This window comes from Micromonospora sp. II, assembly GCF_001709195.1.
Classification (GTDB): Bacteria; Actinomycetota; Actinomycetes; order Mycobacteriales; family Micromonosporaceae; genus Micromonospora; species Micromonospora chalcea.
This window is the reverse complement of the sequence record NZ_LYXF01000010.1, coordinates 102,040-128,155: the sequence shown is the minus strand read 5'-3', so window position 1 is coordinate 128,155 and position 26,116 is coordinate 102,040. Positions and strand designations below refer to the sequence as shown.

The 26,116-nt window shown below is 74.8% G+C and carries 18 protein-coding genes; 9 read left to right on the top strand and 9 right to left on the bottom strand.

Annotated elements, in window-relative coordinates:
* Window positions 1-1,087: 1,087 nt before the first annotated feature.
* Entirely contained in the window at window positions 1,088-1,210 is a 123-nt protein-coding gene (locus A8711_RS32720; RefSeq protein WP_255365604.1) for a hypothetical protein, read from the bottom strand.
* A 58-nt stretch (window positions 1,211-1,268) separates the two neighbouring features.
* On the opposite strand from A8711_RS32720, the gene A8711_RS06885 reads away from it, so the two are divergent.
* From A8711_RS06885 to A8711_RS06865, 5 genes are all read left to right on the top strand, one after another.
* Window positions 1,269-2,189 (top strand): fibronectin type III domain-containing protein, encoded by a 921-nt coding sequence (locus A8711_RS06885; protein ID WP_233607671.1) that lies wholly within the window; start codon window positions 1,269-1,271, stop codon window positions 2,187-2,189.
* 207 nt (window positions 2,190-2,396) lie between these two features.
* Window positions 2,397-4,967 (top strand): fibronectin type III domain-containing protein, encoded by a 2,571-nt coding sequence (locus A8711_RS06880; protein WP_176722766.1) that lies wholly within the window; start codon window positions 2,397-2,399, stop codon window positions 4,965-4,967.
* A gap of 25 nt (window positions 4,968-4,992) precedes the next feature.
* Entirely contained in the window at window positions 4,993-5,988 is a 996-nt protein-coding gene (locus A8711_RS06875; protein WP_064445403.1) for a MoxR family ATPase, read from the top strand.
* Window positions 5,989-5,990: 2 nt separating this feature from the next.
* A complete protein-coding gene (locus tag A8711_RS06870; RefSeq protein WP_069087747.1) occupies window positions 5,991-7,145 on the top strand; it encodes a DUF58 domain-containing protein in 1,155 nt (384 codons plus the stop codon).
* Window positions 7,139-9,427: a DUF3488 and transglutaminase-like domain-containing protein gene (locus tag A8711_RS06865; RefSeq protein WP_069087762.1), complete on the top strand. Its 2,289-nt coding sequence runs from the start codon at window positions 7,139-7,141 to the stop codon at window positions 9,425-9,427. The genes A8711_RS06870 and A8711_RS06865 overlap by 7 nt, the downstream gene beginning before the upstream one ends.
* A gap of 24 nt (window positions 9,428-9,451) precedes the next feature.
* On the opposite strand, the gene A8711_RS06860 is transcribed toward A8711_RS06865, so the two are convergent.
* Together A8711_RS06860 and A8711_RS06855 are read right to left on the bottom strand one after the other, a co-directional pair.
* Window positions 9,452-10,252, bottom strand: coding sequence for an SDR family oxidoreductase (locus A8711_RS06860; RefSeq protein ID WP_043329829.1), 801 nt, complete (start codon window positions 10,250-10,252; stop codon window positions 9,452-9,454).
* Window position 10,253: 1 nt separating this feature from the next.
* Window positions 10,254-11,228, bottom strand: a complete 975-nt coding sequence (locus A8711_RS06855; RefSeq protein ID WP_043329828.1) for an LLM class F420-dependent oxidoreductase — start codon at window positions 11,226-11,228, stop codon at window positions 10,254-10,256.
* A gap of 144 nt (window positions 11,229-11,372) precedes the next feature.
* On the opposite strand from A8711_RS06855, the gene A8711_RS06850 reads away from it, so the two are divergent.
* Window positions 11,373-12,584 (top strand): low temperature requirement protein A, encoded by a 1,212-nt coding sequence (locus A8711_RS06850; RefSeq protein WP_069087761.1) that lies wholly within the window; start codon window positions 11,373-11,375, stop codon window positions 12,582-12,584.
* 53 nt (window positions 12,585-12,637) lie between these two features.
* Window positions 12,638-13,477, top strand: coding sequence for a DUF1028 domain-containing protein (locus A8711_RS06845; protein ID WP_043329827.1), 840 nt, complete (start codon window positions 12,638-12,640; stop codon window positions 13,475-13,477).
* Window positions 13,478-13,479: 2 nt separating this feature from the next.
* On the opposite strand, the gene A8711_RS06840 is transcribed toward A8711_RS06845, so the two are convergent.
* On the bottom strand, window positions 13,480-14,151 hold the full coding sequence (locus tag A8711_RS06840; RefSeq protein ID WP_069087746.1) for a maleylpyruvate isomerase N-terminal domain-containing protein: 672 nt from the start codon (window positions 14,149-14,151) through the stop codon (window positions 13,480-13,482).
* 8 nt (window positions 14,152-14,159) lie between these two features.
* A complete protein-coding gene (locus A8711_RS06835; protein ID WP_043329825.1) occupies window positions 14,160-15,041 on the bottom strand; it encodes a phosphatase PAP2 family protein in 882 nt (293 codons plus the stop codon).
* A gap of 92 nt (window positions 15,042-15,133) precedes the next feature.
* Between A8711_RS06835 and A8711_RS06830 the strand changes: the two genes are divergently transcribed.
* A complete protein-coding gene (locus A8711_RS06830; RefSeq protein ID WP_064445398.1) occupies window positions 15,134-15,823 on the top strand; it encodes a DUF3159 domain-containing protein in 690 nt (229 codons plus the stop codon).
* Window positions 15,824-16,111: 288 nt separating this feature from the next.
* Here the strand turns inward: A8711_RS06830 and A8711_RS06825 are convergent, their stop codons facing one another.
* Entirely contained in the window at window positions 16,112-19,009 is a 2,898-nt protein-coding gene (locus A8711_RS06825) for a glycoside hydrolase family 48 protein (RefSeq protein ID WP_176722765.1), read from the bottom strand.
* Between the two features lie 854 nt (window positions 19,010-19,863).
* Between A8711_RS06825 and A8711_RS06820 the strand changes: the two genes are divergently transcribed.
* Window positions 19,864-21,357, top strand: a complete 1,494-nt coding sequence (locus A8711_RS06820; RefSeq protein ID WP_043329818.1) for a GH1 family beta-glucosidase — start codon at window positions 19,864-19,866, stop codon at window positions 21,355-21,357.
* A gap of 51 nt (window positions 21,358-21,408) precedes the next feature.
* On the opposite strand, the gene A8711_RS06815 is transcribed toward A8711_RS06820, so the two are convergent.
* The 3 genes from A8711_RS06815 to A8711_RS06805 are packed head-to-tail and all read right to left on the bottom strand — an operon-like array spanning window position 21,409 to window position 25,905.
* Window positions 21,409-21,822 carry a roadblock/LC7 domain-containing protein gene (locus A8711_RS06815; RefSeq protein WP_196806755.1) on the bottom strand — a complete coding sequence of 138 codons (414 nt, stop codon included), beginning with the start codon at window positions 21,820-21,822 and terminating at the stop codon, window positions 21,409-21,411.
* A 5-nt stretch (window positions 21,823-21,827) separates the two neighbouring features.
* Window positions 21,828-24,503 carry a nitrate- and nitrite sensing domain-containing protein gene (locus A8711_RS06810; RefSeq protein WP_069087744.1) on the bottom strand — a complete coding sequence of 892 codons (2,676 nt, stop codon included), beginning with the start codon at window positions 24,501-24,503 and terminating at the stop codon, window positions 21,828-21,830.
* 31 nt (window positions 24,504-24,534) lie between these two features.
* Window positions 24,535-25,905: an FGGY family carbohydrate kinase gene (locus tag A8711_RS06805; protein ID WP_069087743.1), complete on the bottom strand. Its 1,371-nt coding sequence runs from the start codon at window positions 25,903-25,905 to the stop codon at window positions 24,535-24,537.
* Window positions 25,906-26,116: the final 211 nt, after the last annotated feature.

Genomic DNA, 26,116 nt, shown 5'->3' with positions numbered 1-26,116 from the left:
ATCCCGTGCCGAACCCGCAGGGCACTCCCCCGCAGCCCGCCCCTCCGGTCCCGCCGCGCCAGCATCCCGCCGTGCGGCCGGACGGCTCGACGAGTCCGTGGGCGCCGCCCTCGCCACCCTCTGCGCCGTCCGAGGAGGCGACGACCCGCTTCGCGCCGATCTCCGAGGAAGCGACCTCCCGGTTCCCGGTAGTGCCCGCCGAACCCACCGCCCCGCTGACGCCGCCGTCGGCCGCCGGAGCTGCCCCGCAGATTCCCGGTGTCCGGCCGGTGCCCCCGGCCCAGGGTGTCACCCCCGTCGCGCCGGGAACGTACGGTCGGCAGCCCGCTGCCCCCGGAGTGACGCCGGTGCCGCCCCGTCCTCCGGTCGCCCCACCACCGCCGCCAGCGGTCCCTGGCGCCGTGGTGCCCCCAGCAGCGCCCGGAACGCCGACGGCAACAGCTGGAACGCCGACGGCCGCGCCGGCCGCCGGGACGCCGGTGCACGGGCGGCCGGTGGCGCCGCCCGTACCCGGCCCGGCGTCCCCGCTACCGCCCCCGCCGGTCATCCCGCCGCCATCCACGAGGCCGAGCGCCGAGGCGCCTCCAGCGTCCGTCACCCCGCCGCCGTCGCGGATGCCGTCGGCGGGAGTCGTGCCACCGCCGCCACCGCCGACCGTCCTGCCGCCGGCACCGAGCATCCCCGCACCGGCGAACGTTGTCCTGCCACCACCGCCGGCAGTCACTGTCGCTCCGCCGACCCCCGTGCCGCCACGGCCGGCAGCCGTCCAACCGGTGGCCGAGGCCGCAGCCGCTCCCCCGAACGCCGCCACGGACCGTACGGCCGGGACCGGAACGGCAGCAGCCTCGGAAGTCCACCCCGCAGCGATCGAGGCGAACGCGAGCGGCCCCGGCGCGGGTACGCCACCGACCGTCCCGGGTGGACCGGGATGGGACAAGCCGACGATCCAGGTACAGCAGATCGGCCCGCTGCTGGAGGAGGAGTCGGAGCGCCAAGCCGCGACAGCGGCCACCGGCACCACGGCCAATCCTGCGGCATCCGGGTCCGTCAGCGGACCCCCGGTCGGTGCGTCTCCGGTGGACGGTCCTCAGAGCAGCGGACCTCCAGCCGACGCACCCGTGATGAGCGGGCCCCCGGCCAGCGCACCACCCACCAGCTCACCGTCCACGCCCACGCCGCCGGCGAGCGCACCGTCCATCGGCACGCCCACGCCGCATCCCGTCAGCGCACCGCCCACGCACCCGGTCAGCGGCCCTCCGGGGCAACCGGTGAGCGGAGCGGCCGCGTACCCGATCAGCGGAATTCCGGTCAGCGGCTTCCCACCACCGGTCAGCGGACCACCCGGTCACGGCGACTACCCGTCACTGGCCGGCCAGCCACATGCGGCGCCCGTCAGTGCCGCGCCGGTCAGCGGCGGCTCCGTGCCGCCGTGGGGCATGGTCGCGCCGCCGTGGAGCAGTGTCGCCCCGTCCCAGCCGGTCGACCGGCCCGCCGACCCCGAGCAGGACACGGACGAGCCTGACCCGGACGAGCCGACGGCCGGCGACGCGGCCGGACAGGCGGAAGGGGACGCGCCGGAACGGAACCGGCCGATGCCGATCTACGAGGATCTGCTGGACTTTCCCGAGTCCACGCGACCGGAGCCGCCGGCGCAGCCGGAGCCGGGCGCCTGGCCGGTGAACCCGCCGGTGTTCCACCAGCCGGCGCCGGTCCAGCCGCCGGGCGCGTACCCGATGGAGCCGGAGCGGCCGGGCCGCAACCGCACGGTGCTGGCCCTGGTGGCCGGGGGCGCGGTGCTCGCGGTGGTGGCGGCGGTCGGTGTCGGCGTGGTGTTGCTGAACCGGGAGGCGGCGCCGCCGGCTCCCGCGCCCGCGTCCGGTTCCGCGTCGCCGAAGGTGGCCGGTCCGCCGCCGGGCGACTTGCAGCTACGGGACGACACCACGACTGTCACGGTGACCTGGACCGACCCGACGAACGGCGGGGTGCCGTTCGTGGTGGCGGGTGGCCGGGCCGGGCAGAAGCTCGGCGTGATGGCCACTGTGGACGCGGGGCAGACCCGTTACACGGTGAACGGGCTGAGCGCGAAGCTGGACTACTGCTTCACCGTGCTGGCTGTCTACGCGACCGATTCGTACTCGACCTCGGGTCAGGTCTGCACGGACCGGGAGGGCGGCGCGACGCCGAACTGACGGTCCGGGGACGCCACGCTCGGTGTCCACAGGGGGACGGTGCGGGTTTCACCGGCACCGGGCGGCACCTATGATGGCTCCCGGCTCTGGGGAGGGTCGACCTCGCGCGGGTGCGCCTCCCCCACCGACACGGGGAGGCAGCCGGCAGTGACCACCATCGAGGACGTCACGGGCACCGGGCCGGAGCAGGCTCGTCCACGATCGCGTATGCGGGGCGGGCTGGTGACCATCGGCACGGTGGCCGCGCTGCTGGCCGCGATGGGCCTGACGGTGCTCGGGCTGGGCGCCGCGGACAACGCGGTGGCGAGCTACGACGCCTCCTCCTGGTTGTGGAGCACCACCCGCGGCGAGCTGGCCCGGGTCAACGGCGTCACCGCGCGGGTGGACACCCGGATGGAGGTGCCGGGTGGGCGGCGGCACCAGATGCAGGTGGCCCAGACCGACCGGCTGCTGATCCTGCGCGACCTCAAGACCGGCCAGGTCAGCTCGCTGGACCTGGCGACGTTGCAGATCACCGCGACCACGCCGACCGCGCCGGGGCTCGGGGTGAGCGTGGCGCTGCACGAGGACGCGGCGTTCGTGGTGGACGCGGTGCAGGGCATCGTCCGGCAGCTCGACCCGCGGGCGCTGACGCCGGTGGGCGAGCCGGTCCGCTACCCGCCGGGCATCGCCGGCGGCACGTTCGACGGCGCCGGCAAGCTGTGGATCGCGGTGCCGAGCGAGGGCACCGTCTCGGCGGTCACCGCCGCCGAGCTGCCGGAGACGCCCGGTGACGCGCCGCCCGCCGGGCTCAGCCCGAAGCGCGTCGAGACGTACGACGTGGCCGAGCCGGCGCACGAGCTTGTGGTGTCCACGCTGGACGAGGGCGTGGCGGTGCTGGACCGCACCTCGGCGTCGCTGGTGACGGTGGTGGGCGGGCAGACGCAGCGGGCGGCACTGACCATGACCGCGCCGGGCTACCTGCCGACCCGTACCAGCGGGCAGCAGGTGCCGGTGACGGTTCCCGGTGAGCGGTCGGTGCACGTGGTGCGGGACAGCCGCGAGGTGAAGCGGTTCACGGTGCCGGGCGACGGTGTGCGGCTCAGCCCGGCGGTGGCGTGGGCGGGCCGGTTCTACTGCGCCGACGAGACGACCGGCACGGTCTACGCGTTCGACGCCGAGGGGCAGCTCGTGCAGACCGTGAAGGGCGCCGGCCGCCCCGGTCCGGTCGAGCTGGAGGTGCGCGAGAACCACCTGTTCATCAACCCGCCGGACTCGTCCACCGCGCAGGTGGTCGACGACCGCAACCAGGTGCGTGAGGTCGACAAGTACGCGAACGACGTGCTGGGCGGGGATCCGCCGCCGGTGGCTCCGCCGCCGCCCCCGCCGAAGAAGCCGAAGGTGTCCAAGCCGGGCGCGCCGAAGTCGGTCACCGCCGCCGCCGGTGACGCCTCGGCGCGGGTGAGCTGGCAGGCCGCGGCGTCGAACGGCGCCGAGATCACCAGGTACGTGGTGGAGGGCGCCGGTCAGACCCGCCAGGTCGCCGCGAACCAGCGGTCGCTGGAGGTGACCGGCCTGACGAACGGCGAGACGTACACGTTCTCGGTGCACGCGGTGAACGCCAAGGGTGAGGGGCCGGCACGGCGCAGCAACCCGGTGGTGCCGACGGCTGAGGTGCCGGACCCGCCGGCGTCGGTGACCGCCGAGGCGCGGCCGGACGGCACGGTGCGGGTGAGCTGGCCCGAGGCCGACGGCCAGGGCAACAAGATCGCGAAGTACGCGGTGACGGCGACCTCGGCGGGCGCGAGCGCCCCGGCGGGCGAGTCGGCGAAGACGGAGCTGGTGGTGGCGGCCGGGCAACTGGAGTACGGCACCCAGTACGCGTTCACCGTGACGGCGGTGAGCGAGAAGGGCGCCGGGTCGAAGGCGTCGCCGGTGAGCAACACGGTGGTGCCGTTCACGGCGCCGAAGGCGCCCGGCGAGCTGCGCGCGTCCACTGTCGCCGACCAGCCGGGCACGGTCGCGGTGCAGTGGTCCCCGGCGGTGGACAACGGCCGCCCGGTGACAAAGTACGTGGTGGAGGCGGCCGGGAAGTCCGTCGAGGTGACCGATGTGCGGGCCACTGTGGGCGGGCTGGGCAACGGCCAGAACGTGACGGTGAAGGTCAAGGCCGTGAACGAGGCGGGCGCCGGGCCGGAGGCGAGCACCACCGCGCGGACGGTGGCCGAGCCGCGGATCACGGTGACCGGCTCGTCGGCGGACGCCACGTCGGTGACTGTGACGTTCACTGTGGACGCGGGTGGTGGGCGGGCCACCTGCACGGCGGCGACCGGTGGGAAGACGGCGAGCGGCAGTTGTTCCAGCCTGCGGGTGACCGGGCTGACGCCGGGTACCGCGTACACGGTGACGCTGACCGCATCGAACGCCGCCGGCAAGGGCACCGCTTCGCGCGCCCAGACCACGGACGCGCTGTACGGGATCGCCACCTGCCGCAACGGCTCCTCCGGCGCGGAGGCGACCTACTGCTCCCGGGACGTGCCCGGCGAGCGCAACGGCAACGAGATCTTCTCGGTCACTCAGCAGGACAACAGCAGGCAGGCAGGCTGGGAGCCCAACGGCGCCCGGCTGAAGGCCTACTGCAAGAAGAAGGGCGAAGAGGTCTACGCCTACATCTACAACAACGACAAGCGCAGCACCTGGTGGGTGCGCGTCGACCACAGCAAGGGCCGCGACTACATCCCGTGGGCCTGGCTGAACCTGGAGGGCGGCGACGACCTCAACCTGCTGCCCACCTGCTGACCGCACCACCCCGAGAGGCGCATCCGTGAACACGCACGAACCGCTCAGCCAGCCGGAGGTGCAGGGCTTCGCCGCCCTGGCCGCCCGGCTGGCCGACAACGTCAACGCGGTCGTGCTGGGCAAGCCGCAGGTGGTGCGGCTGGCGCTGACCGCGCTGTTCGCGCAGGGGCACGTGCTGCTGGAGGACGTGCCGGGCGTCGGCAAGACCACGCTGGCGCGGGCGATCGCGGCCACCGTGAAGGGGCAGTGGCGGCGGATCCAGTTCACGCCGGACCTGCTTCCCTCCGACGTGTCAGGGGTGACGATCTTCAACCAGGCCAGCCGGGGTTTCGAGTTCCACCCGGGGCCGGTGTTCGCCAACATCGTGATCGCCGACGAGATCAACCGGGCGTCGCCGAAGACGCAGTCGGCGCTGCTGGAGGTGATGGAGGAGCGCACCGTCACGGTGGACGGCGTACGGCATCCGGTGCCGCAGCCGTTCCTGGTGGTGGCGACGCAGAACCCGGTGGAGATGGACGGCACATACCGGCTGCCCGAGGCGCAGCTCGACCGGTTCCTGGTGAAGCTGTCGGTCGGCTACCCGGACGAGGCGGTCGAGGTGGAGGTGCTGCGCGGCGCCACGGTCCGCTCCCCCGACTCGCTGACCGCGGTGACCGACACCGCCACTGTGGGCGAGATGGTGAAGATGGCCCGGCGGGTGCACATCGCCGAGCCGTTGTACGCGTACGCGGTGCGGTTGGCCGCTGCCACCCGTACCCATCCGCAGGTGCGGGTCGGGGTGAGTCCGCGCGGCGTGATCGCGCTGACCCGGGCGGCGTGCGCGTACGCGCTCATCGACGGCCGGGGCTGGATCATGCCGGAGGACCTGAAGGCGCTCGTCGAGCCGGTGTTCGCGCACCGGCTGCTGCTCACCCCCGACGCGCAGGTGCGTGGTGTGACGTCCGCCGAGGTGCTGCGTCAGGCGGTCGCGTCGGTGCCGGTGCCGTTGCCGTCGGGCCAGGCCACGCCGGTGCACGGCTGAGCGTGGGGATCACCGCCCGTGGCATCGGGCTGCTCGTCGCCGCCTTGGTGCTGCTCGGCGTGGGGTTCCGCTACGCGTACCCCGAATTGACGGTGCTGGGCGCGGCGGCCGGGGTGGCGGTCGGCTACGGCGTGGTGAACGCGGCCTGGCGGCCCCGGCTGAGCGTGGCGCGGCGGGCCGACCCGGACCGGGTGGCCCGGGGTGAGCCGGCGGCGATGGAGCTGACGGTGCGCAACACCGGTCGGCTGCGGGCGGCGAACCTGGTGGCCGAGGACCGCTGCGCGGGCGCGCTGGTGCCGGTGCCGCTGCTGCGGTTGCGCCCGGGCCGCGACACGGTGGTGCGCTACGACGTGCCGACGCACCGGCGTGGGGTGGTGCCGGTGGGGCCGCTGCGGGTGGTGCGCCGGGATCCGCTGGGCCTGGTGGCGCTGGCGCGCGGCTACGGCGGCACGGTGCCGGTGTGGGTGCACCCGCGCATCCATCCGCTGTCCGCGGTGCCCACCGGTGCCGGGCGCAGCCTGGACGGGCGTACCGACAGCGTGCCGCACGGGTCGATCACGTTCGACTCGCTGCGGGAGTACGTGGTGGGCGACGAGTTGCGCCGCGTGCACTGGCGCACCAGCGCCCGGGTGGGTGAGCTGATGGTGCGGGAGAACGTGGACACCAGCCTGCCGCGCCTGGTGGTGGTGCTGGACAACCGCGCGTCGGCGCATCCGGGCCGGGTGGGCGGGGTCGCGGAGTCGTTCGAGTCGGCGTGCGAGGCGGCCGCGTCGGTGGTGGCCGCCGCGGTGCGGGAGGACCTGCCGGTGCAGCTGCTGCTCGTCGTACCGGCCGAGGTGGAGCCGGAGGGCGCGGCCGGGCCGCTGGACCGGCTGGCCGCCGTGGAGCTGGCGGACGCCGGGCCGGACGTGCTGCCGGCCGCGACCGGGCGGCTGCGCCGGGACCGGCTCGGTGACACGCTGGTCTTCCTGACCGGGCCGGGTGGCCGCGACGAGCTGGGGCACGTCGGCGCGCTGCGCGGCGCGTACCCGTCGGTGGTGGTCGGGATGTTCGGCGCGGACGGGCCGACGGCGGCCGGCGCGACGGGCCTCACGGTGCTGGACGCGGCGGACGGCGCGGCGTTCGCCGCCGAGTGGGACGGGATCCGCCGGTGGTGACGCCGCCACGGACCCAACCGGCGGCGGAACGCGCGGTCCGGGTGCTGCGGGCCGTGCCGGTACCGGCCGCGCTGATCGTGCTGGTCGCGCTCTCCGGCGTGGTGCTTGGCCGGGTGTACGCGGATCCGCTGCTGACCCGGCTCATGGCCGGCGCGGCCGTCGGATCGGTGCTGGTCGGCGTGGCCGCGCGGCGGCTGCCGTCCTGGCTGGTGGCGCCGCTGTCGGTGGCCGCGATGGCCGGGTGGACGCTGCTGTCGCTGCGGCTGGCCGCCGCGCACGCGGCGCTGCCGGGCGGGCTCGGCGAGGTGACCGCCGACGCCGCCCGTAACGCTATTCCCCGCCTGCTCACCGCGATGATTCCGGTCGAGCCGGCCCCGGACACGGTGCTGGTTCCGGTGGTGGCCGCGTGGCTGACCGGGCTGACCGCCGCCGAGGTGGCGCTGCGCGCCGGGCGGGTGCTGCTGGGCTACCTGCCGCCGGCGCTGCTCTACGCCGGTGCGCTCTACGTGGTCGGGCCGAACGCGGATCCGGCGATTGGCCCGACGGTGCTGTTCGCCGCGGTCGCGGCGGCCGGCCTGGCGACGCCCGGGCGTCGCGACGGCCCGGCGCCCGATCCGGTCGCCGGTCTGACCCCGGCGGTACGCGCGGCGGTGCGGCTGCGGCTGGTGGCGGCGAGCGCGGCCGGGCTGGCGGTGGTGGTGGCGTTGGCGGCGCTGCTCGCCCCGGTGGTGGCCGCCCAGGTGGACGAGCGGCCGGTCGATCCGCGCCGCTACGTGGAGCCGCCCCGGGTGGAGTCGCTGGACGAGAACCCGCTGATCCGGATCTCCGGGTGGGCGTTGAACCCGGACCAGCGGCTGCTGGACGTGCGCACCGTCGACGGCGCGAGCGCTGACGGGCCGCCGCGGATCCGGCTGGCGGTGCTCAGCGACTACGACGGGGTGACCTGGCGGGTCGGCGCCACGTACCGCAACGCGGGGCGGATCCTGCCCGCCACCGAGCCCGCCCCGAACACGGCCACCGACGAGGTGCGCCAGGAGATCACGGTCGGCGACCTGACCGGACGGCTGCTGCCGGCGGTGCCCACGCCGCGCGAGGTGACCGGCGCGCGGGTGGCGTACGACCCGGCGACCGGGACGCTGATCCGCCCGGAAGGGCTCGGGCCGGGGCTGCGGTACGAGGTGTCCTCGGTGCGGGAGCGCCCGGACGTGAACCTGCTGCCCACGGCGAACGTGCCCGCCGGTGACGAGGTGGCCCGGGTGCTGCGGGTGCCCGACGGCGCCCCGGAACCGCTGCGCCGGCTGGCCACCCAGCTCGCCGAGTCGAACGGCGCTCCGTACGCGCGCGCCGACGCGATCGCCACGTTCCTCGCCGAGCACTACCGGGTGACAGCCGACGCGCCGAGCGGGCACGCGTACCCGAATCTGGCGTTCTTCCTGTTCGGGCCGCGCAACGGCGGCGGGCAGCGGGGCACGTCGGAGCAGTTCGCCGCCGCGTTCGCGGTGCTCGGCCGCCTCGCCGGCCTGCCGACCCGGGTGGTGGTCGGGTTCGGGCCCGACGGCGACGGGCCGGTGCGGGCGGCCGACGCGTACGCCTGGCCGGAGGTGCTGTTCGACGGCGTCGGCTGGGTGCCGTTCGATCCGATGCCGCGCCCGGACTCCGAGCCCCGTCCGGTGGAGGAGGACTTCCGGCCGCAGCCGGAGGACCCGCCGCCGTCGGAGGTGCCCGCGCCCACCGAGGAGCCGAGCGCAACGCCTCCGGCTGCCGCGCCCGCACCCGGCCGGAACGAGGGCGGGCTCGGCACACCGGCGCTGGTCGGCGGCGGTGTCGGCGGACTGGTGTTGCTGGTCGGCGCGGTGCTGGCGGCGCTGGTCGCGATGCGCCGGCGGCTGACCCGCTCCCGTCTGGCGGTGGGCGATCCGGGCGAGCGGGTCGCGGGAGCGTGGCGGGAGCTGACCGACGCGCTGCGTCTGGCCGGGCATCCGGTCGGGCCGGACCTGGCGGCGGCGGAGGTCGCCGAGCGGGCCCGCCGGACGCTCGCCGAGGCCCGCGCGGCGCGGCCCGGAGAGGGCGCGGCGATCGGCGACCCGGACGGCGCAGCGGTGGACGAGCTGGCCGCTCTGCTCAACCAGGCGGGTTTCGCACCGGGCAGTGTCACGCCGGAACAGGCGGACCGGGCCGCACGGCTGAGCGCCGACTTCGCCGACGCGCTGCGTGCGGCCCGGTCGCGGTGGCGACAGGTGCTGTGGACGATCCATCCGGGGCCGCTACGGTGGCGACGCTGACCGGACCGCCCCCGCCGTGAGGGCTCAGCGGTCGGCGGCGCGCAGCTTCCGGACGAGCTTGCGCAGCCCGGCCTGCCAGCCGTCCGGGTCCTCGGCACGGCGGCGGGCATAATCGGCCACCTCGGGGTGCGGCAGGATCAGGAACCGTTCCTCGGCCAGCCCGGCAATCACCGCGTCGGCGACCTGATCCGGGCTGAGGATCGTCCCGGACGCGGCGATCACCCGGGCGCCCAGGTGCCCCTCGGTGAGGCCGTCGGCGAGCATCGGGGTGTCCACGCCCTGCGGGCACAGCGCGCTGACCCGGATGCCGGCGTCCCGGTAGGTGATCGCCAGCCACTCGGCGAGACCCACGGCGGCGTGCTTGGTGGCGGTGTACGGCGCGTCGCCGACCGCGGTGAGCAGGCCCGCCGCCGAGCAGGTGAGCAGCAGGTGGCCCTGGCCCCGGCTGAGCATGCCGGGCAGCACCGCGCGGGCGCTGTGCAGGTGCCCCAACACGTTGACCCGCCAGGCGCGGTCCCAGTCGGCGTCCGGCGCGTCGATGCCGCCGCCGGTGGCCACTCCGGCGTTGGCGCAGAACAGGTCGATCCGTCCGTGGCGGCGCTCGGTCTCCTCGACGAGCGCGCGTACCGCCGCCTCGTCGGTGACGTCGAGGCCGACGCCGGTGGCGACCGGGCCGATCGCCTCGGCCGTGGCGCGGGCCGCGTCGGCGGCCAGGTCGGCCAGCACGACGGCGGCGGCGCCCTCGGCGGCGAACCGTCGGCCCAGTGCCGCGCCGATCCCGCCGGCCCCGCCGGTGATCACGACCACCCGGTCGGTCAGGTTCATCTCAGGCCACCTTCCCGGGGCCGAGCCGGGGCAGCAGATCCATCCAGGCCGCCGCGCCGCCCTCGGTGATCTCGGGCGTGGGGAGCACCGCCAGCACCGGCACGTCGACGCCGTTGTCGGCGTAGCGGCGGACGGCGGCCGCGCACTGCTCGGGCGAGCCGTGCAGCACCAGCGCGTCGACCACCTCGTCCGGTACGGCGGCGGAGGCGCCCCGCCGGTCCCCCGCGGCCCATGCCGCCCACATCGGACCGAGCGTGTCCTCGCGGCCCAGCCATCTGTGGAAGGCCGCGTACGCGGGGACGGTGAGGTAGCCGGTGATCATGCGGCGGCCCAGCGCGCGGGCGTACGCGGCGTCCTCGGTGGGGCAGACGAAGATGCGGGCGGCCACCTCGAACCCGGGGCGGCGCTCGCCCACCTCGGCCAGGGCGGTCGGCACGTCCTCGGCGGCCAGCCAGTTGAGGATCACCCCGTCGGCCTCGGCGGCGGCCAGGCGCAGCATGCCGGGGCGCAGCGCGGCCAGCACGACCGGCGGCGGCACGCTCGGGGGACGCTCCAGCGTGAAGCGCCGTACGGCGAACGTGTCGAACGCGCCGTCGACGGTCTCGCCGCGCAGCGCGGCCCGCAGAAACCGCAGCACGTCCCGGGTCCGTTTGAACGGCTCGTCGAATTCGATCGCGTTCCAGTCCCGCACCAGCACCGGCGAGGAGGCGCCGACGCCGAGCGCGAAGCGGCCCGGCGCCGCCTCGGCCAGCGCGGCGGCGCTCATCGCCAGCAGTCCCGGACCGCGGGTGAACACCGGTGTGATCGCGGTGCCGAGGCGCAGTCGCGGCGACCAGGCGGCGGCCAGGGCCAGCGGGGTGAACCCGTCGGCGCCGGCCACCTCCGAGGACCACACGTCGGTGAAGCCGGCGTCGTCCAGGGCCGCGTAGACGGCGGCGTGGTCGGCGAGCGGGATACCGCCCAGCGGCACTGTCATGCCCCATCGGTTCGTCACCCGTCGATGGTGCCCGTCCGGCACCGCCGCGAGCAAGATCCAGACCGATATGGGCGATCGGTGCAGAGACGCCGGGAAAGAGTGTTACGACTGCCGGATGAGGTGGACCGGGGACGGGGCAGCGCGGTGAGGACCGCCGAGCCGGCCGCGCTGCGCAGCTCCGGCGGCGGGCCCGACCGGGCCACGTTCCTGGAGCTCTTCTTCGACCTGGTGTACGTGTTCGCGCTGACCCGGATCTCGGCGCGCGCCTTCGAGGACCTGGTGCTGGAGGGCGGGCAGACGGGCTGGTCGGCGGTGACCGGCGGCGGCAAGACGCTGCTGCTGCTGGTCGCGCTCTGGGCCGTGTGGCAGGGCACGGCGTGGACGACCAGCCGCTACGACCCGCACCACCTGTGGTTGCAGATCATCGTGATCACCGCGCTGATCTCGGCGATGGTGATGGGGGTGGCGATCCCCCGCGCATTCGGCCACAGCGGCCTGATGTTCGCCACCGCGTACGTGGTGGCCCAGGTGAGCCGGCCGGCGATCCTCGTGCTGGTGCTGCAGAACCAGCAGTACCGCCGGCTCAAGCGGCGCATGCTGATCACGTTCTGCGCCACCGGTGTGCTCTGGCTGGCCGGCGCGCTGCTGCCGGTGAACGCCCGGGTGGCGCTCTGGACCGCGGCGCTGGTGCTGGAGTACCTCGCCGCCCGGTTCGGCTGGCCGGTGCCGGGCCTGGGCCGGTCCACGGTCTCCCGCTGGGACATCCACGGCGAGCACCTGGCCGAGCGCTACCAGCAGATCTTCCTGGTCGCGCTCGGCGAGACGATCCTGCTCGCCGGCCTGTCGTTCACCCGCTCCCCCACCAGCCCCGGCATGGTCACCGCGTTCGCCGTCGCGCTGGCCACCTCGGTGCTGCTGTGGCGGATCTACGTGCAGCGGGCCGGGCAGGTCCTGGGCGAGGCGGTGACCCGGGCGGCGCACCCGGCCACCGTCGGCCGGTCCGCCGCCGACACCCACCTGGTCATGGTGATCGGCGTGGTCGCCACCGCGATCGGCTACGAGCTGGTGATCGAGCACCCGATCGGGCACAACGAGCTGCCCTGGCTGGCCGTGATCCTCGGCGGGCCGGCCGTGTTCCTGGCCGGCCGGGCCCGCTTCGAGTACGAGGTGTTCGGCCGGGTCTCCCCGTCCCGGCTGGTGGGGATCGCCGCGCTGCTGTTGCCCGTACCGCTGCTGGTGCGCCTCGCGCCGCTCGTCGCGTCGGGCTTCGCCGCGGCGGTCCTGACGGCGGTGGCGGTCGCCGACGCCCGGCGGGCCTGGGGCCGGCCGCCGGAGGACGCCGCGCCGCCGTTCTGAGCGGTGCAGCCGGAGCGGGGCCCCGTGCCCGCCCTGCGGGCTACGATCCGCGCGTGACCTTCTCGCTCGTCGCCCGCTCCGCCGACGGGCGCCTGTTCGGAGTGGCAGTGGCCAGCCGGTTCCTCGCCGCCGGGGCGCTGGTGCCGGCCGCCGAGGCGCTGGTCGGGGCGGTCGCCACCCAGGCGCACGCCAACCTCGCATACCGGGCGCAGGCGCTCGCGCTGCTACGGACCGGCGTCAGCGCCACCGACGCGGTGGCCGGGCTGGTGGCCGCCGATCCGGGACGCGACGACCGGCAGCTCGCCGTGGTCGGCGCGACCGGCGACGGGGCCACCTGGACCGGGCCGCGCTGCCACCCGTGGGCCGGTGGGCAGGCCGGCGACGGCTGGGCCGCACAGGGCAACATCCTGACCGGCCCGCAGGTGATCGACGCCTTGCGCGACGCCTGGCTGGCCCGTGCGGAGCTGCCGTTCCCGCAGCGGCTGCTGGCCGCGCTCACCGCCGGCGACGCGGCCGGCGGCGACCGGCGCGGGCGGCAGAGCGCGGCGATGCTCGTGGTGCAGCGCCACGGCGGCTACGCCGGGACCGGCGACGAGCTGGTGGACCTGCGGGTGGACGATCATGTGGACCCGGTCTCCGAGCTGCGCCGCCTGCTCGGCATCCACCACATGCTGTTCGGCCGCCCCGATCCGGCCACGCTGCGCGACCTCACCGGCCCGCTCGCCGCCGAGGTGGCCGAACTGCTCGCCGCCACCGGGCACCCGGTCGGCCCGGCCGGACTGGACGAGGCGCTGGCCGCCTGGACGGGTCTGGAGAACCTGGAGGAACGCTTCGTGCCCGGCCGGATCGACCCGATCGTGCTGGAGCACCTGCGGCGCTGCGCCGGGCGCTGAGGTCAGCCGCCGAAAGCCAGCCGGCCGATGCCGGCGCGGGCCAGCTCCGCGCGCTCGTCGCCGGTGACCGGCAGCCGCCCGGTGGCCTTGCGCAGCACGGTGAGCGCGTCCCAGCCCAGTCCGGACGGCACCGGCACGCCGCCGGTGAGCACGCCGATCACCACGTCCGCGGCGGCCGGGGTCAGCCACGGCGTCCGGTCCAGCGCGTCGGCCAGGTCCAGGCCGTGCACCGCGACCTCCACCACCCGGGTACGCAGGAACTCCGGCAACGCCATCGCGTCACCGTGGCGGGTACGCACCACCCGTGCGGGCGGTTCCGCGGCGACCGCCTCGTCGGTGGCGCGCCAGGCCCGGCCGAACTCCGCCGCCACCTCGGCGGCGCCCGGGTGCTCCCGGGCCGCACGCTGCGCGCCCTCGACACGGTCCCGGTCCACCGGCGGGCTGAACTTGGCCGCGCCGAAGTAGGCGGCCGCGTCCACCTCGGCCCGGGGCGGCGCGGGCTCGGCGAGCATGCCCGCCAGGCGTCCGGCCCCGGTGCTCACGTGCGCGATCAGGTCGCGCACCCGCCACGGCGGGCACGGCGTGGGCCGGTCCAGCGCCGCGTCGTCCAGGTCGCGCAGCACCCGCTCCAGGCGGTCGCACTCGGCCCGGAACGCCGCCCGTACCGTCTCCATCCGCCGGATCAGCCCTTCCACCGGGGCACCAGCCGGTGCACCACGACCAGCACCAGCGCGGCCACCACGGCGATCGTGCCGGCGATGCCGGCCGCGCTGCCCGCGTACCCGACGAAGAGCTGACGGCGGCTGAGCGCCTCGACGGGGATCGTGGAGCGGTCCACCAGCCAGGACAACGCGAGCGCGGAGGCCAGCAGCGCCACCGCGCCGGCGCCGCCGAGCACGGCGGCGGTCACCCGGTGCGCGTCGCCGGGCTCGACCACCGCCTGCTCCCGCTGGAAGACCAGCAGCACCAGCCCGGCGACCGCGGCCCACGCGCCGACCACCAGGTACGCGGCGACCGCGTCGCTGGGCCGGTGCCAGCCGGCGGAGAGCGTGGCGACGCCCGCGGCGGCGGCGTACCCGGCGCCGAGGAACGCCCCGGCCGCCCGCAGCTTGCGCGGCAGCACCAGGATCAGCGCGACCGCCACCGAGGCGGCCACCGAGGTGTGGCCGCTGGGCAGGCTGTTGCCGGCGGCGGCCCGCTCCGGGTCGATGCCGAAGTCGGGCCGGACCAGGAAGTGCTTGAGCAGTTGCGTGGTCACGTTCGCGCCGGCGATCAGCAGCGTCGCGGTGACGGCCAGCGCCTTGCGGCCCCGGATCAGCGCGATGAAGCCGATCACCGCGGTCGCAGCCAGCAGCGACACCACGGACATGGCGTTGAGAAGCGTGTCGACCGGACCGTCGATGCGGTCCTGGCCGATCTGGTTGCCGGTCAGCGCCACCGTGTCCAGCCACTGGCCCAGTTCGGTGTGCACGGCGAAGCGCCACACCAGCACGAACGCAGCCGTCTGCAGCAGGGCCAGTACGACCAACCAGACCGCCGTCCAACCCCTTGCCGTCTCCCGCACCCGGACAACTTAACGGTAGGGCCGCCGACGCGCGCGGCGGAGCGCCATCGGCTTCGGCGTACGGTGAGGCGGGCGATCCGAGGAGGTGGGGCGTGACCGGCACGCCGCAGCGGGAACCGCAGGCCGGGCCACGGCCGGAGTCGCTGGCCGACCTGCTCGGCGGCCGGCGCGGGGCGGTCGACGCCACGCTGCCGCCGCTCGCGTTCGGGCTCGGCTGGGTGCTCGGCGGGCTGCGCGGCGGTGTGCTCGCCGCGCTGCTGACCGGCACGGCGGTGGCCGGCTGGCGGTGGCGGCGCGGGGACCGCCCCCGCTCGGTGCTGATCGGGCTGCTCGCGGTCTGCGTGGCCGCGCTCGTCGCGTTGCGGACCGGCCGGGCCGAGGACTTCTTCCTGCTGCAGATCGCCGCCAACGCGGCGAGCGCGCTGGCCTGGGCGGTGAGCATCGTGGTGCGCTGGCCGCTGCTCGGCGTGGTGGTCGGCACGGCGCTGGGCCAGCGGACCCGGTGGCGGCGTGATCCGGCGCTGCTGCGGGCGTACGGCCGGGGCAGCTGGGTGTGGGCGGGCACCTACGTGCTGCGGTTGGCGGTGTTCATCCCGCTGTGGCTGGACGGGCAGGTGGTCGCGCTCACCGTGGCGCGGGCGGCGCTCACCTGGCCGCTGATCGCGGCGGCGCTGGCGTCGAGCTGGGTGGTGATCCGGCGGTCGCTGCCGGCCGGGCATCCGGGACTGCGGCACCCGGTGACGGCGCCGGTGCCCGGCGGTGAGCCGGTCCGGGAAGAGTAATGGAGAGGCCGCCACGGGGGGAGCGGCCTCTCCGTCAAATACGTTACTCCGTCCACGGCCCGGATGTGATCCCGTGGACCGCTGAATTTTGCGTGCCTTTTCGCGCCATGGGTCGTCACCGGGCGGAGTGGTGGGCCGGCCGGTCCGCTGCGTCGGCCGGACGGCCGGCCCACCCGGCCTGACCGTGGGCGTCAGGCCGTCCGCCGACCCGGCCGCTCCGTTCCCCCATCGGCCAGGTCGGCCTCCTTCGTGGGCGGGCGCGAGCCCGCCCACGAAGGAGGGGTCACCTCACCCCTGCGGGAAGTAGGTGCCGTAGTCGGCGTACGCCATGGCGATGTCCGCCTGCGCCCAGAACCGGTGGTAGTTGAAGACCGGCTCGGGACCGCCGTCCAGGTACGCCTGCACCTTCGGCCAGTCCGGGTCGTTCTTGTAGAACGAGCGGATGTCCAGGAAGCTCTTGCCCGGGGCGATCACGTCACCGTTGGGCATCTTCCCGGTCCAGCCGTTGGGGATGTAGAGGCCCTGGCCGTCGGCGGCGTTGTAGACGTCGTCGAAGCGCTTGTAGTCGCCGCGCTTCTCCGGCGTCGAGACGCCCTTGCTGTCGGCGGCCGCCGAGAGCGCGTCCAGCAGGCCCTTGGCGGTGTCCTTCGCCGCGGTGTTGCCGGACTTCGCCGCGTACGCGATGAGCGTGCGGGCGTAGGCGCCGGCGACGCCGACGTCCTGGCCCTTGACCGTCACCTCGACGTGCAGGTTGGTGTTCGGCTGCGGGCTGCTGGGGTTCCAGTTGGCCGGCTGGCCGGTCCACTTCATGTCCGACGGGATCGACCAGTCGGCGCCCAGCGTGGTGTTGGCGATCGCCCACGGCACCCACTTGTCCAGCAGCGCCTTGGCCTTCGCGTTGCCGGTCTCCAGGTACAGCTCGGCGATGCGCTGCATCGACCAGGCCTGCATGCCGAACCACTGGTTCGACGGCGGGTCGTTGTAGACCGGGTCGACGTCGTAGAACATGCCGTAGAAGGTGGCGGTGCCGGCCGGCGGCTGGGCGTAGCTGCCGTCCCAGCTGTTGGTGGCGCCACCGGCGATGCCGCCCTCGGCCGACTGGAGCCAGGTGTAGAACTCCAGCTGCCGGTCGAGGCTCTTCTGCCAGTCGGAGGCCGCGGTCGGCGACTTCGGCTTCAGCTCCGCGACGTTGGTCATCACCCAGGCCGCGAACGGGTTCTGGTAGCCGAAGTGGCTGTGGCTGGACCCGATCCGCCACGACCAGTTCTGCGAGGCGTCGTACGCGCCGCCCCAGGCGTAGTACCAGGAGAGCAGGTAGTGCGCCGAGTCACGGCCGCTGGCGGCCGGGCAGGTGCTCGCGCCGACGCAGTTGCCGATCTTCTTGAAGTACTTGTCGAACAGCGCGTAGCGCAGGTAGTCGCCCATCTTGGCGGCCTTGGCCACGGTGGCCGCCACGTCGCCCGCCTTGCCCTGCGCCTTGGCCCAGGTCAGCGCCCAGTAGGCGGCTTGGACGGCACGCGCGTCGGCGTCCGGGGCGTTCGTGTACTTCCACTGCTTGGCCGGGGCGTTGGACTCCTTGACGAACAGGTCCAGGTAGCCGTTCGGGCCGCCGTGCTTGAACGTGTCGCAGGACGGCTGCGGCACGGTCTCCCACACCGACTCCTGGGTGCCCCGCTGGAAGGTGTTGATGTACGCGGGCCGGGTGGTGCCGTCGCCGCAGCGGCCGTAGCCGTAGGTGTTGTCCACGTCGAGCAGCCAGTGCATGCCGTAGATGTCACCGGTGCCGTAGGTGGACTGCAGCTCCGAGCGCAGCGGGTCCTGGCCGACCGGGACGTTGGCGTCCAGCGTCGACGGGTACTGGCTGGGCAGGTTGTGCTCGGCGGCGTACTGCGGGGTGCCGGGCGAGCCGGCGGTGGCCTGGTCGGCGTGCGACGGGATGATGTACTTCTCCATGACCGTCCAGGCGTTGTTGAACGGGGCCCAGTTCTGGGTGACCCGGCCGTACTGCGCCTCCAGCCAGAGCCAGAAGCTGAACGCCTCCGAGGTGGTCTCGTGGCCGTGGTCGGGCGCCTCGACGATCAGCGTCTCGATCGAGTGGTACGGCACGCCCTCGGGGCTGAAGTACCCCGAGTTCTTGATCTTGCCGTACTGGTCGAGGAACTTCTTGATGTAGGCGTTGTCGCCGCCGGGGCTGTCGTTGTCCGCCTCGGTGGCCACGACGGAGACCGGCGCGTAGCCGGTGGCCGACGCGGTGATCGTGGCGGTGCCGCCGACCGTGTCGGCGTCCTCCGCGGCGGAGACCGTGGCGGTGACGCCGGTGCTCCAGTTGCTCGGGGTGAGCGTCAACGTGGTCGGCGACACGGTGATGTCGCTGTCACCGGTGACGGCGAGGGTCACCGGCACGTTGGCGCTGGGCGCCGCGCTGAGCGTGTACCGGACCGTGGCGCTGCCGCCCTCGCTGACGGTGACCGCGGACGGAGTGGCGACCAGCTTCGGCCCGGTGGCCGCGGTCACTGTGAACGACTTCTCCGAGACCGCCGAGGCGCCGGCGTTGTCGTACGCCTTGGCCTGCACCGTGTAGCTGCCGGCCGGCAGGTCGAGCAGGTCGTAGCCGTACGGCGCGGTGGTGTCGGTGTTGACCAGCAGGCCGTTGCGGTAGAACTCGACCTTGCTGATGGTGCCGTCGGGGTCGCTGGCGGTCGCGGTCAGCGGGACATCCGCCGGCGCCTCGAACGGGCCGGACGGCACGCTCAGCGAGACCGTCGGCGGCTGGTTGGTCTGCGCGCCGTTGCACGCCACCCCGTTGAGGGTGAACGCGGTGGGCTTCGGGTTGCTGCCGCTGAAGCTGCCGTTGAAGCCGATGCTGGTGGACGCGCCGGTGGGCAGGCTGCCGTTCCACGACTCGTTCGTGGCGGTCACCTCGCTGCCGGACTGGCTCCACCGGGCCGACCAGCCCTGGACCACGCGCTGGCTGCTGTTCGGGAAGGTGAACTTCAGCGACCAGTTGTTGAGCGCGTCGCCCAGGTTCTTGATGGTCACGTTGGCGGTGAAGCCGTTGTTCCAGTCGCTCGACGCATACGTCACGTCGCAGGCGGGCGCGGCCTGGGCGGCGCCCGCGGGCAGGGCCACCCCGCCTATGACGAGGGCGGCGGCGGCGAGCATCGCCGTACGGCGACGTCTGGCCAGAAGTCTCATGTGGGCGGTGTCTCCTCGGACCGGGCCGGGACCTCGGGGTCCCGGCGGGGCGCCTCCACGCGTCGACGGGGCGTACGCGGGGGGACGGAGGCGTCCGGAAAGGTGGTCGTCCCGGCCGTGCCGGGGATCGGGGCGCCGCACCGGTTGTCACCGGGTGCCCTCGGCGGCCCGCGCTCGCGTCACTGGCTCCGCGTGGCGTGACGAGAGTGTGACATGGAAGCGCTCCCACCACAACGGCCAGCGCAGATACGCGCTTCCATGTTTCGATCTCGTTTAGGGGCTTTTCCAAACCCGTGACGGGCGTTACAGTCGCAGCATCGCCGATGGGAGYGCTTCCATCGACGGTGATACAAGTACTGGATCGCCGGGTACGCCCGTGCCCGGCGCGTCGGCCCAGAGGCCGGCGGCGGACCAGCCCGGACGCCGCCACCGGCCGCCACCCGCCAAACGGAGGGAGGTGGAACCAGAGCCACTCGCGTGGCCCGGCTCCCGCGCGACGCGCACGACGGACGCCAATTCCACTTCGTGCGTGTGTGCACCATCGGTGGGGACGGGGGTTGCCCTCCCCCGTCCCCACACTAAACCCCCGTTGTCGACGGCAAAAGAGGCCGACGGGACAGGCGTGACACGCCACCCGGACGGCCTTTCTCGCTATCCACCCCACCCCTCGCCGCTCACGCCGCCCCGAGCGGCGTTCCCGAGCGACGCCCCCGCCCACCCACTTTCCGGCCGCCCGCCGGCCGCGCCGCACCTCGCCGCGACCGCCGGATCAGGGCCGGCCGCTCCCTGGCTATGATGGGAGCGCTCCCGGCCCAGGGCGGCCCGTCACTCCGAGGAGAAACCTCATGTCGTTACTCACCCGACGGCGCCTGCTCCGCCGCGCCGCCCTGTCCGCGACCGCGGCCGGCGCGGCCCGGACCGGGCTCGCCGGCGCCACCGCGACGGCGACCGCCGCGTCGACAGTCGCGCTCGGCGGCTGCGACAGCCCGCCCGAGCGCGCCACCGACCCGGAGCAGGACCGCGGACTGCGCTTCCCGGACGGCTTCGGCTGGGGCGCGGCGACCTCGGCGTACCAGATCGAGGGGGCCGCCAAGGAGGACGGGCGGGGTGAGTCCGTCTGGGACACCTTCAGCCACACGCCGGGGCGCATCCGCAACGGCGACACCGGCGACGTCGCCGCCGACCACTACCACAGGTACGCGCAGGACCTCGACCTGATGCGCGACCTGGGACTGCGCAGCTACCGGTTCTCCATCTCCTGGCCCCGCATCCAGGCCGACGGCTCCGGCCGCCCCAACCAGCGCGGCCTCGACTTCTACCGCCGCCTGGTGGACGGGCTGCACGAGCGTGACATCGCGCCGATGGCCACGCTGTTCCACTGGGATCTCCCCCAGGCCCTCCAGGACGCCGGCGGCTGGGAGAACCGGGACACCGCCGAGCGCTTCGCCGAGTACGCCGACGCGGTGTTCCACGCCCTCGGCGACCAGGTGCCGGTCTGGCTGACCGTCAACGAGCCGAAGACCGTGGTGCAGAACGGCTACATCTTCGGCCACCACGCCCCGGGCTTCCGGGACGAGGACGCGGCGTACCTGGTCGCCCACCACCTCCAGCTCGCCCACGGCCTCGCCGTGCGGGCGCTGCGCGCCTCCGGCCTCACCGGCCGGATCGGCCCCGCCCTCAACCTGCACCCCTGCTACCCCGCCGACGACAGCGCCGAGGCGGCCGCCGCGACCAAGCTCCACGACGGCTACGAGAACCGCCTCTACCTCGACTCGATCTTCAAGGGCGCGTACCCGCAGGACGTGCTGGACGACCGCGGCCCGGACAGCCGGATGGTCCGCGGCGTCCGCGACGGCGACCTGAAGATCATCTCCAGCCCGGTCGACCTGCTCGCCGTGCAGTACTACACGCCGATCTACGTCACCGGCGACGGCAGCACGGTCCGCAAGTGGCCCACCTCCGAGGCGGAGTGGCAGCAGATCTACCCCGAGGGCATGTACGACATCCTCACCCGGGTCACCCGGGACTACGGCCGGGTGCCGATCACCATCACCGAGAACGGCCTGCCCTGCCCCGACGTGCCCGGCGCGGACGGCAACGTCGACGACGCCGGGCGGGTCAGCTTCCTGCGCGACCACTTCGCCGCCGCCCACCGGGCCATCGGCGACGGGGTACCGCTGGAGAGCTACCACGTCTGGTCGCTGCTGGACAACTTCGAGTGGGCCGAGGGGTACGAGCAGCGCTGGGGCCTGGTCTACGTGGACTACGCGAGCCAGCGGCGGGTGCTCAAGCGCAGCGCCCACTGGTACCGCGACGTGATCCGCCGCAACGGGCTGTAGGCGGTGGCGGCCCGGCCGGCTGCGCAGCCGGCCGGGCCCCGCATCGGCGGATCAGCGCGGCAGCGCCTGCTGCAGCTCGGCGCGCAGCGCCGGGGTGAGCATCTCGCCGGCCTGCTTGGCCAGCCGCGCCATCTCGTAGCCGACCACGCCGATGTCGGCGTCCGCCCCGGCCAGCGTGGCCAGGATCGAGCCGTCCCGGATCTGCATCACCAGGAAATAGCCGCGCCCCATCTCGACCACTGTCTGCTTGACGACGTCGCCGTCGAACATCTGGGCCGCGCCCGCGGTGATGCTCATCAGGCCGGAGGTCACCGCGGCGAGCTTGTCCGCGTGGTCCCGGGGCAGATGCGCCGAGATCGCCACCAGGAGCCCGTCGGAGGACACCACCACCGCGTGCGCCACCCCGGGAACGCGCTCCGCGAACGCGTTCACCAGCCAGCTCAGGTCGCGTGCCTCCTGGCTCAACGTCGTCACTGTCGTCGTCCTCCTTCGTCGCGCGGCAGGTACATCTCGGTGGTCTCCTCGGCCTCGGCGCGCCGCACCCCGCTGTAGAGGCGCGACAGCATGCCGCCGACCGCCTCCGGGTCCGGCTCGTGCCGCATCACCGGGCGGTCGGCCACGGAGGCCGGGGCGAGCTGGGCCATCGGCACCCGTACCGGAAGTCCCCGCTCGTTGGTCCCTCCGGTCACCGGCGTCGGCGCCGGGGCGGGCGTCACACCCAGCGGCGACGCCGTCGGCCCCTGCCGGCTGAACCAGCCACCGCCGGCGGGTCCGGCGACAGCCGGGGTCAGGACGTCCTCGGCCCGGGCCGGCCGGGGGCGCGGCACGGCGCCGGCCGGCGCGGCGGGCGCCGGCGATCCGGACGTCGGCGCCTCCGGCCCGTCCCCGAGCGGACGGCCGGTCAGCGGCGACAGCGGCAGCGCCGCCGGCTGACCGGGCGCCGGACGCCATCCCGCCACCGGCAGCTCGGCCGTCGGCGCCGCGAGCGCCCCGGACGCCGCGACCGGACCGGTGGGCGTGCGGACGCTCCGGTCCACCCCCGGTACGGGCCGACCCGCCGACACCGGCCGGCCCGCCTCCGGCGCGGGCGCCTCGGCCAGCAGCTCGACCGGGATCCGCACCAGGGCGACCAGGCCCGCGCCGCCGGCCTGCAACCGCACCCGTACGCCGTTGCGGGCGCCGAGGTGGCTGACCACGAACAGACCCATCCGCTCCGAGGCCGACACGTCGGCGGCCGGCGGCTCGGCCAGCACCGCGTTCGCCTCGGCCAGCGCCGCCGGGCTCATGCCCAGCCCTTCGTCGACGACCCGCACCAGCGCGCCCCGGCCGTCCGGCTCGACGACGACCCGCACCGTGGTCTCCGGGCGGGAAAAGGAGGTGGCGTTCTCCAGCAGCTCCGCGAACAGGTGCACCAGGTCGCCCACCGCGTGCCCGACGACGTGCAGGTCCGTCCGGTTCTCGTGGCGTACCCGCTGGTACTGCTCGATCTCCGCGCTCGCGGCCAGCAGCACCGCGCCCAGACCCACCGGGCGGTTCCACCGCCGGGTCGACTCGCTGCCGGCGAGCACCAGCAGGCTCTCGTCGTTGCGGCGCATGCGGGCGGCGAGGTGGTCGAGCTTGAACAGATTCTCCAGCTGGTCCGGATCGCTCTCCTCGCGTTCGAGGTCGTCGAGCAGCTCCAGCTGACGCTCGACGAGCACCTGGCTGCGCCGGGCCAGGTTGACGAACATGGCGTTGACGTTGCGCCGCATCATCGCCTGCTCGACCGCCACGTCGACGGCGCTGCGGTGCACCGCGACGAACGCCTCGGCCAGCTCGCCGATCTCGTCCTGCGAGTCGATCACCGCGGGCGGCACGTCGATCGCACCGACCGGACGGTCCACAGTGCGCAGCCGTTCCAGCGTCAGCGGCAGATCCACCTGCGCGATCCGCAGCGCCTGGCCGCGCAGCTGCCGCATGCCGCGGGCCACCGACCGGCCGACCAGCAGCGAGATCGCCACCGCCACCAGCAGCACTGTGGCGATGCCACCGGCCACCAGCAGCGTGTCGCGCAGCTGCCGGGCGCTGGCGTCGTCGGCCCGGCGTACCGCGTCGTCGACGACCCCGCTCTCCATCTGGCGCAGCAACTCCTGCCGCTGCTCACTGGCCGACCACCACTGCTCCGCGTCGAGCAGCGCCGGCTTCGCGTCGCCGCCGCCGGGCAGGGTCCGTTCCTCCATCCGGGTGGCCGCGACGAAGGCCGGGTCGACCGAGGTCTGGTCGTAGCGGCGGATCTGGTCGGCGGTCGCCGCGACCCGGAACGCGCCGAGCGCGGTGAGCTGCTGGGCCCGCAGGTCGCTGAGCGTCACCTGGTCGTCGGCCTCGTACCGGCCGGAGCGGGCGGCGGCGTAGAGCTCCGCGCGGATCCGCGAGGACAACTCCTTGACCCGGGACAGCTGCACGTAGCGCAGCACCGCCTCGGTCAGCTCCTGCCGCCCGCCGCCGGGCGACGGCTCGGCCAGCAGGTTCAGCAGCGCCGCGACGGACCGGTGGTAGTTGCTGAGGACGGTGTCGCTGGACAGCACCGCCGGCGCCACCGCGGCGCGGATGTTGACGACCTGGTCGTACGCCTCGAGCGCCTCCGAGTAGGACACCCGCCAGGCCGCGTCGGCGTCGGCCAGCGGCGCGGCCGCGGTACGCAGGTCCGCCACCGCGCGGTCGGTGGCCGCCTGCAGTGGCTTCAGGGCGGCGACCGCGGCGTCCCGGTCGGCGCCGGTGCCGGCGCGGCGCAGCCCCGCCAGCTCCCCGGCGGTACGGTCCCGCTCGTGCTGGAGCCGGTCGACGGCCACGGCGATCTGCCGGCCGATGCCCACCTGCTCGGCGAAGGCGCTCAGCGTGGTGGTCTGCCCGACCAGACCGCGCGTCTGGATGCCGGCCAGGACGAGGAACGCCAGCGACGGGATCACCAGCACGGTGGCGAGCTTGGTGCCCATCCGCCAGTCCCGCAGCCGGAACCCGGAGCGCCGCCGGTGCGGCTGCGGGACCGCGCCACGAGCCGGGTCGGGACCTGCGCCCACACCTGCCTCCTCGTTCCACTCCACCACGTCGGGGAGCGGAGTCCATCCAACCAGGCCGGCGGTCCGTGTCAACGGCCGCCCGGACGGCACGAGCAGGCCGGTCAGCGCTTCGGGCGGACCGTCACGCGTGCGAGGCGGTTTCGTCCGTCCGGCCGATGCCGCCGATGTGCGCCGCCTCGGGCAGACGTCCCAGCGCCACGAGCGCCGCGCCGGCCGCCCCGATCTCCGGGTTGCGCTGCCACCGCACCTCGCGCGGGGCGAGCGCGTCGGCGAACGCCGCGCGCCACCACGGCGAGGCGGTCAGCGCCCCGCCGCCGAGGACCACCTCCATCGGCTCGCCGACGCCACCCTCCAGCAGGACCAGGTCGTCGACGACGAGCCGGCACAGGCCACCCATCAGCCCGGCGAGGACGTCCACGGCGGTGGTGCCGAAGCTGAGCCCACGCAGCTCGCCCGAGCCCGCCGGGGCCGTGCCCGGCGGCCGGTCACCGCCCAGCCGCGGGTTGGCCCGCACCGAGCCGGTGGTCCGGCGCAGCGCCGCCTCGAGCGCCGCGCCCTCGGGCAGCCGCAGCTCCCGGTTGGCCCAGGCGAACAGGTTGCCGCCACTGGAGTACGCCGCGCCGGTCACCACATGGTTGTGGTCCACCCGGTACCGCCAGAGCTGCTCCGGCAGCGGCGGCGGCTCCGCGCCCGCCGGCACGGCCTGCATCATCCGGACCGCGGCGGAGGTGCCGACGGTCACCGCCGCGCGCGTCGGGTCGACGCAGCCCGACCCGACGTTGGCGGCCGCCCCGTCGCCGACCGGCGCCGCCCACCGCGCCCCGGCCAGCTGCGGCCAGCGCCGCGCGTGCTCCGCGTTCAGCCGGCCGTGCCAGCCGTCCGGGGCCAGCCGCAGCAACTGCTCCGGGCGTACGCCGGCCAGCTCGCACGCCTCCGGGTCCCAGTCCAGGCGGCGCAGGTCGAGCAGCCCGGTGCCGGAAGCCATCGACATGGACATCGGCACGTCGCCGAGCAGCGCGCCGAGCACGTACTCGGCCAGCCCGGTGAAGCGTGCGTTCCGCGCGCCGTGCTCCCGCAGCCAGGGCAGCCGCACCGACCAGAAGCAGCGGTGCCACCACGTGCCGGTACGCCTGTGGAAGTCCGCCGGGTCGGCCGGGCCGACCGCGCCGGCGAGCGCCTCCGGCCGGGTGTCCAGCCAGGTCAGCACCGGTCCCGACGGGGTGCCGTCGGCGGCCAGCGGCAGCACCGAGTGCCACTGCGCGGAGGTGGCCACCAGGTCCACGTCCCGCAGGTGCCCGCCGGCGGCCAGCTCGTCCAGGCACTCCGTCAGGCACGCCAGGTAGGCCGGGCCGTCCAGCGTCCCGGTGCCGTCGTCCCCGGTGACCAGATGCACCCGGCGACGGGCCAGCGCGCCCGGACGCGGCACCGCGTCCGCGTCGAGCACCAGCCCACGCACCGAGGAGGTGCCCAGATCGAGAGCGAGGATGTCCATCGCCGATCAACCTACCCGGCGCGGCCGGCTTACCGGAGGCGGGCTGATCGCGTACAGTGACGGTCATGCCCGCGCACCTGTCCTGCTGGTGGCCCGCCGACCCGGCGGCCCACCCCCGCGCGTAGCTTCCCCACGCGGCCGCCCGACGAGGCGGCCGCCGGTCTTCCCCGGCATCCCGGGTCGCCCACGTCGGCGGTCACCGGCCCACCGA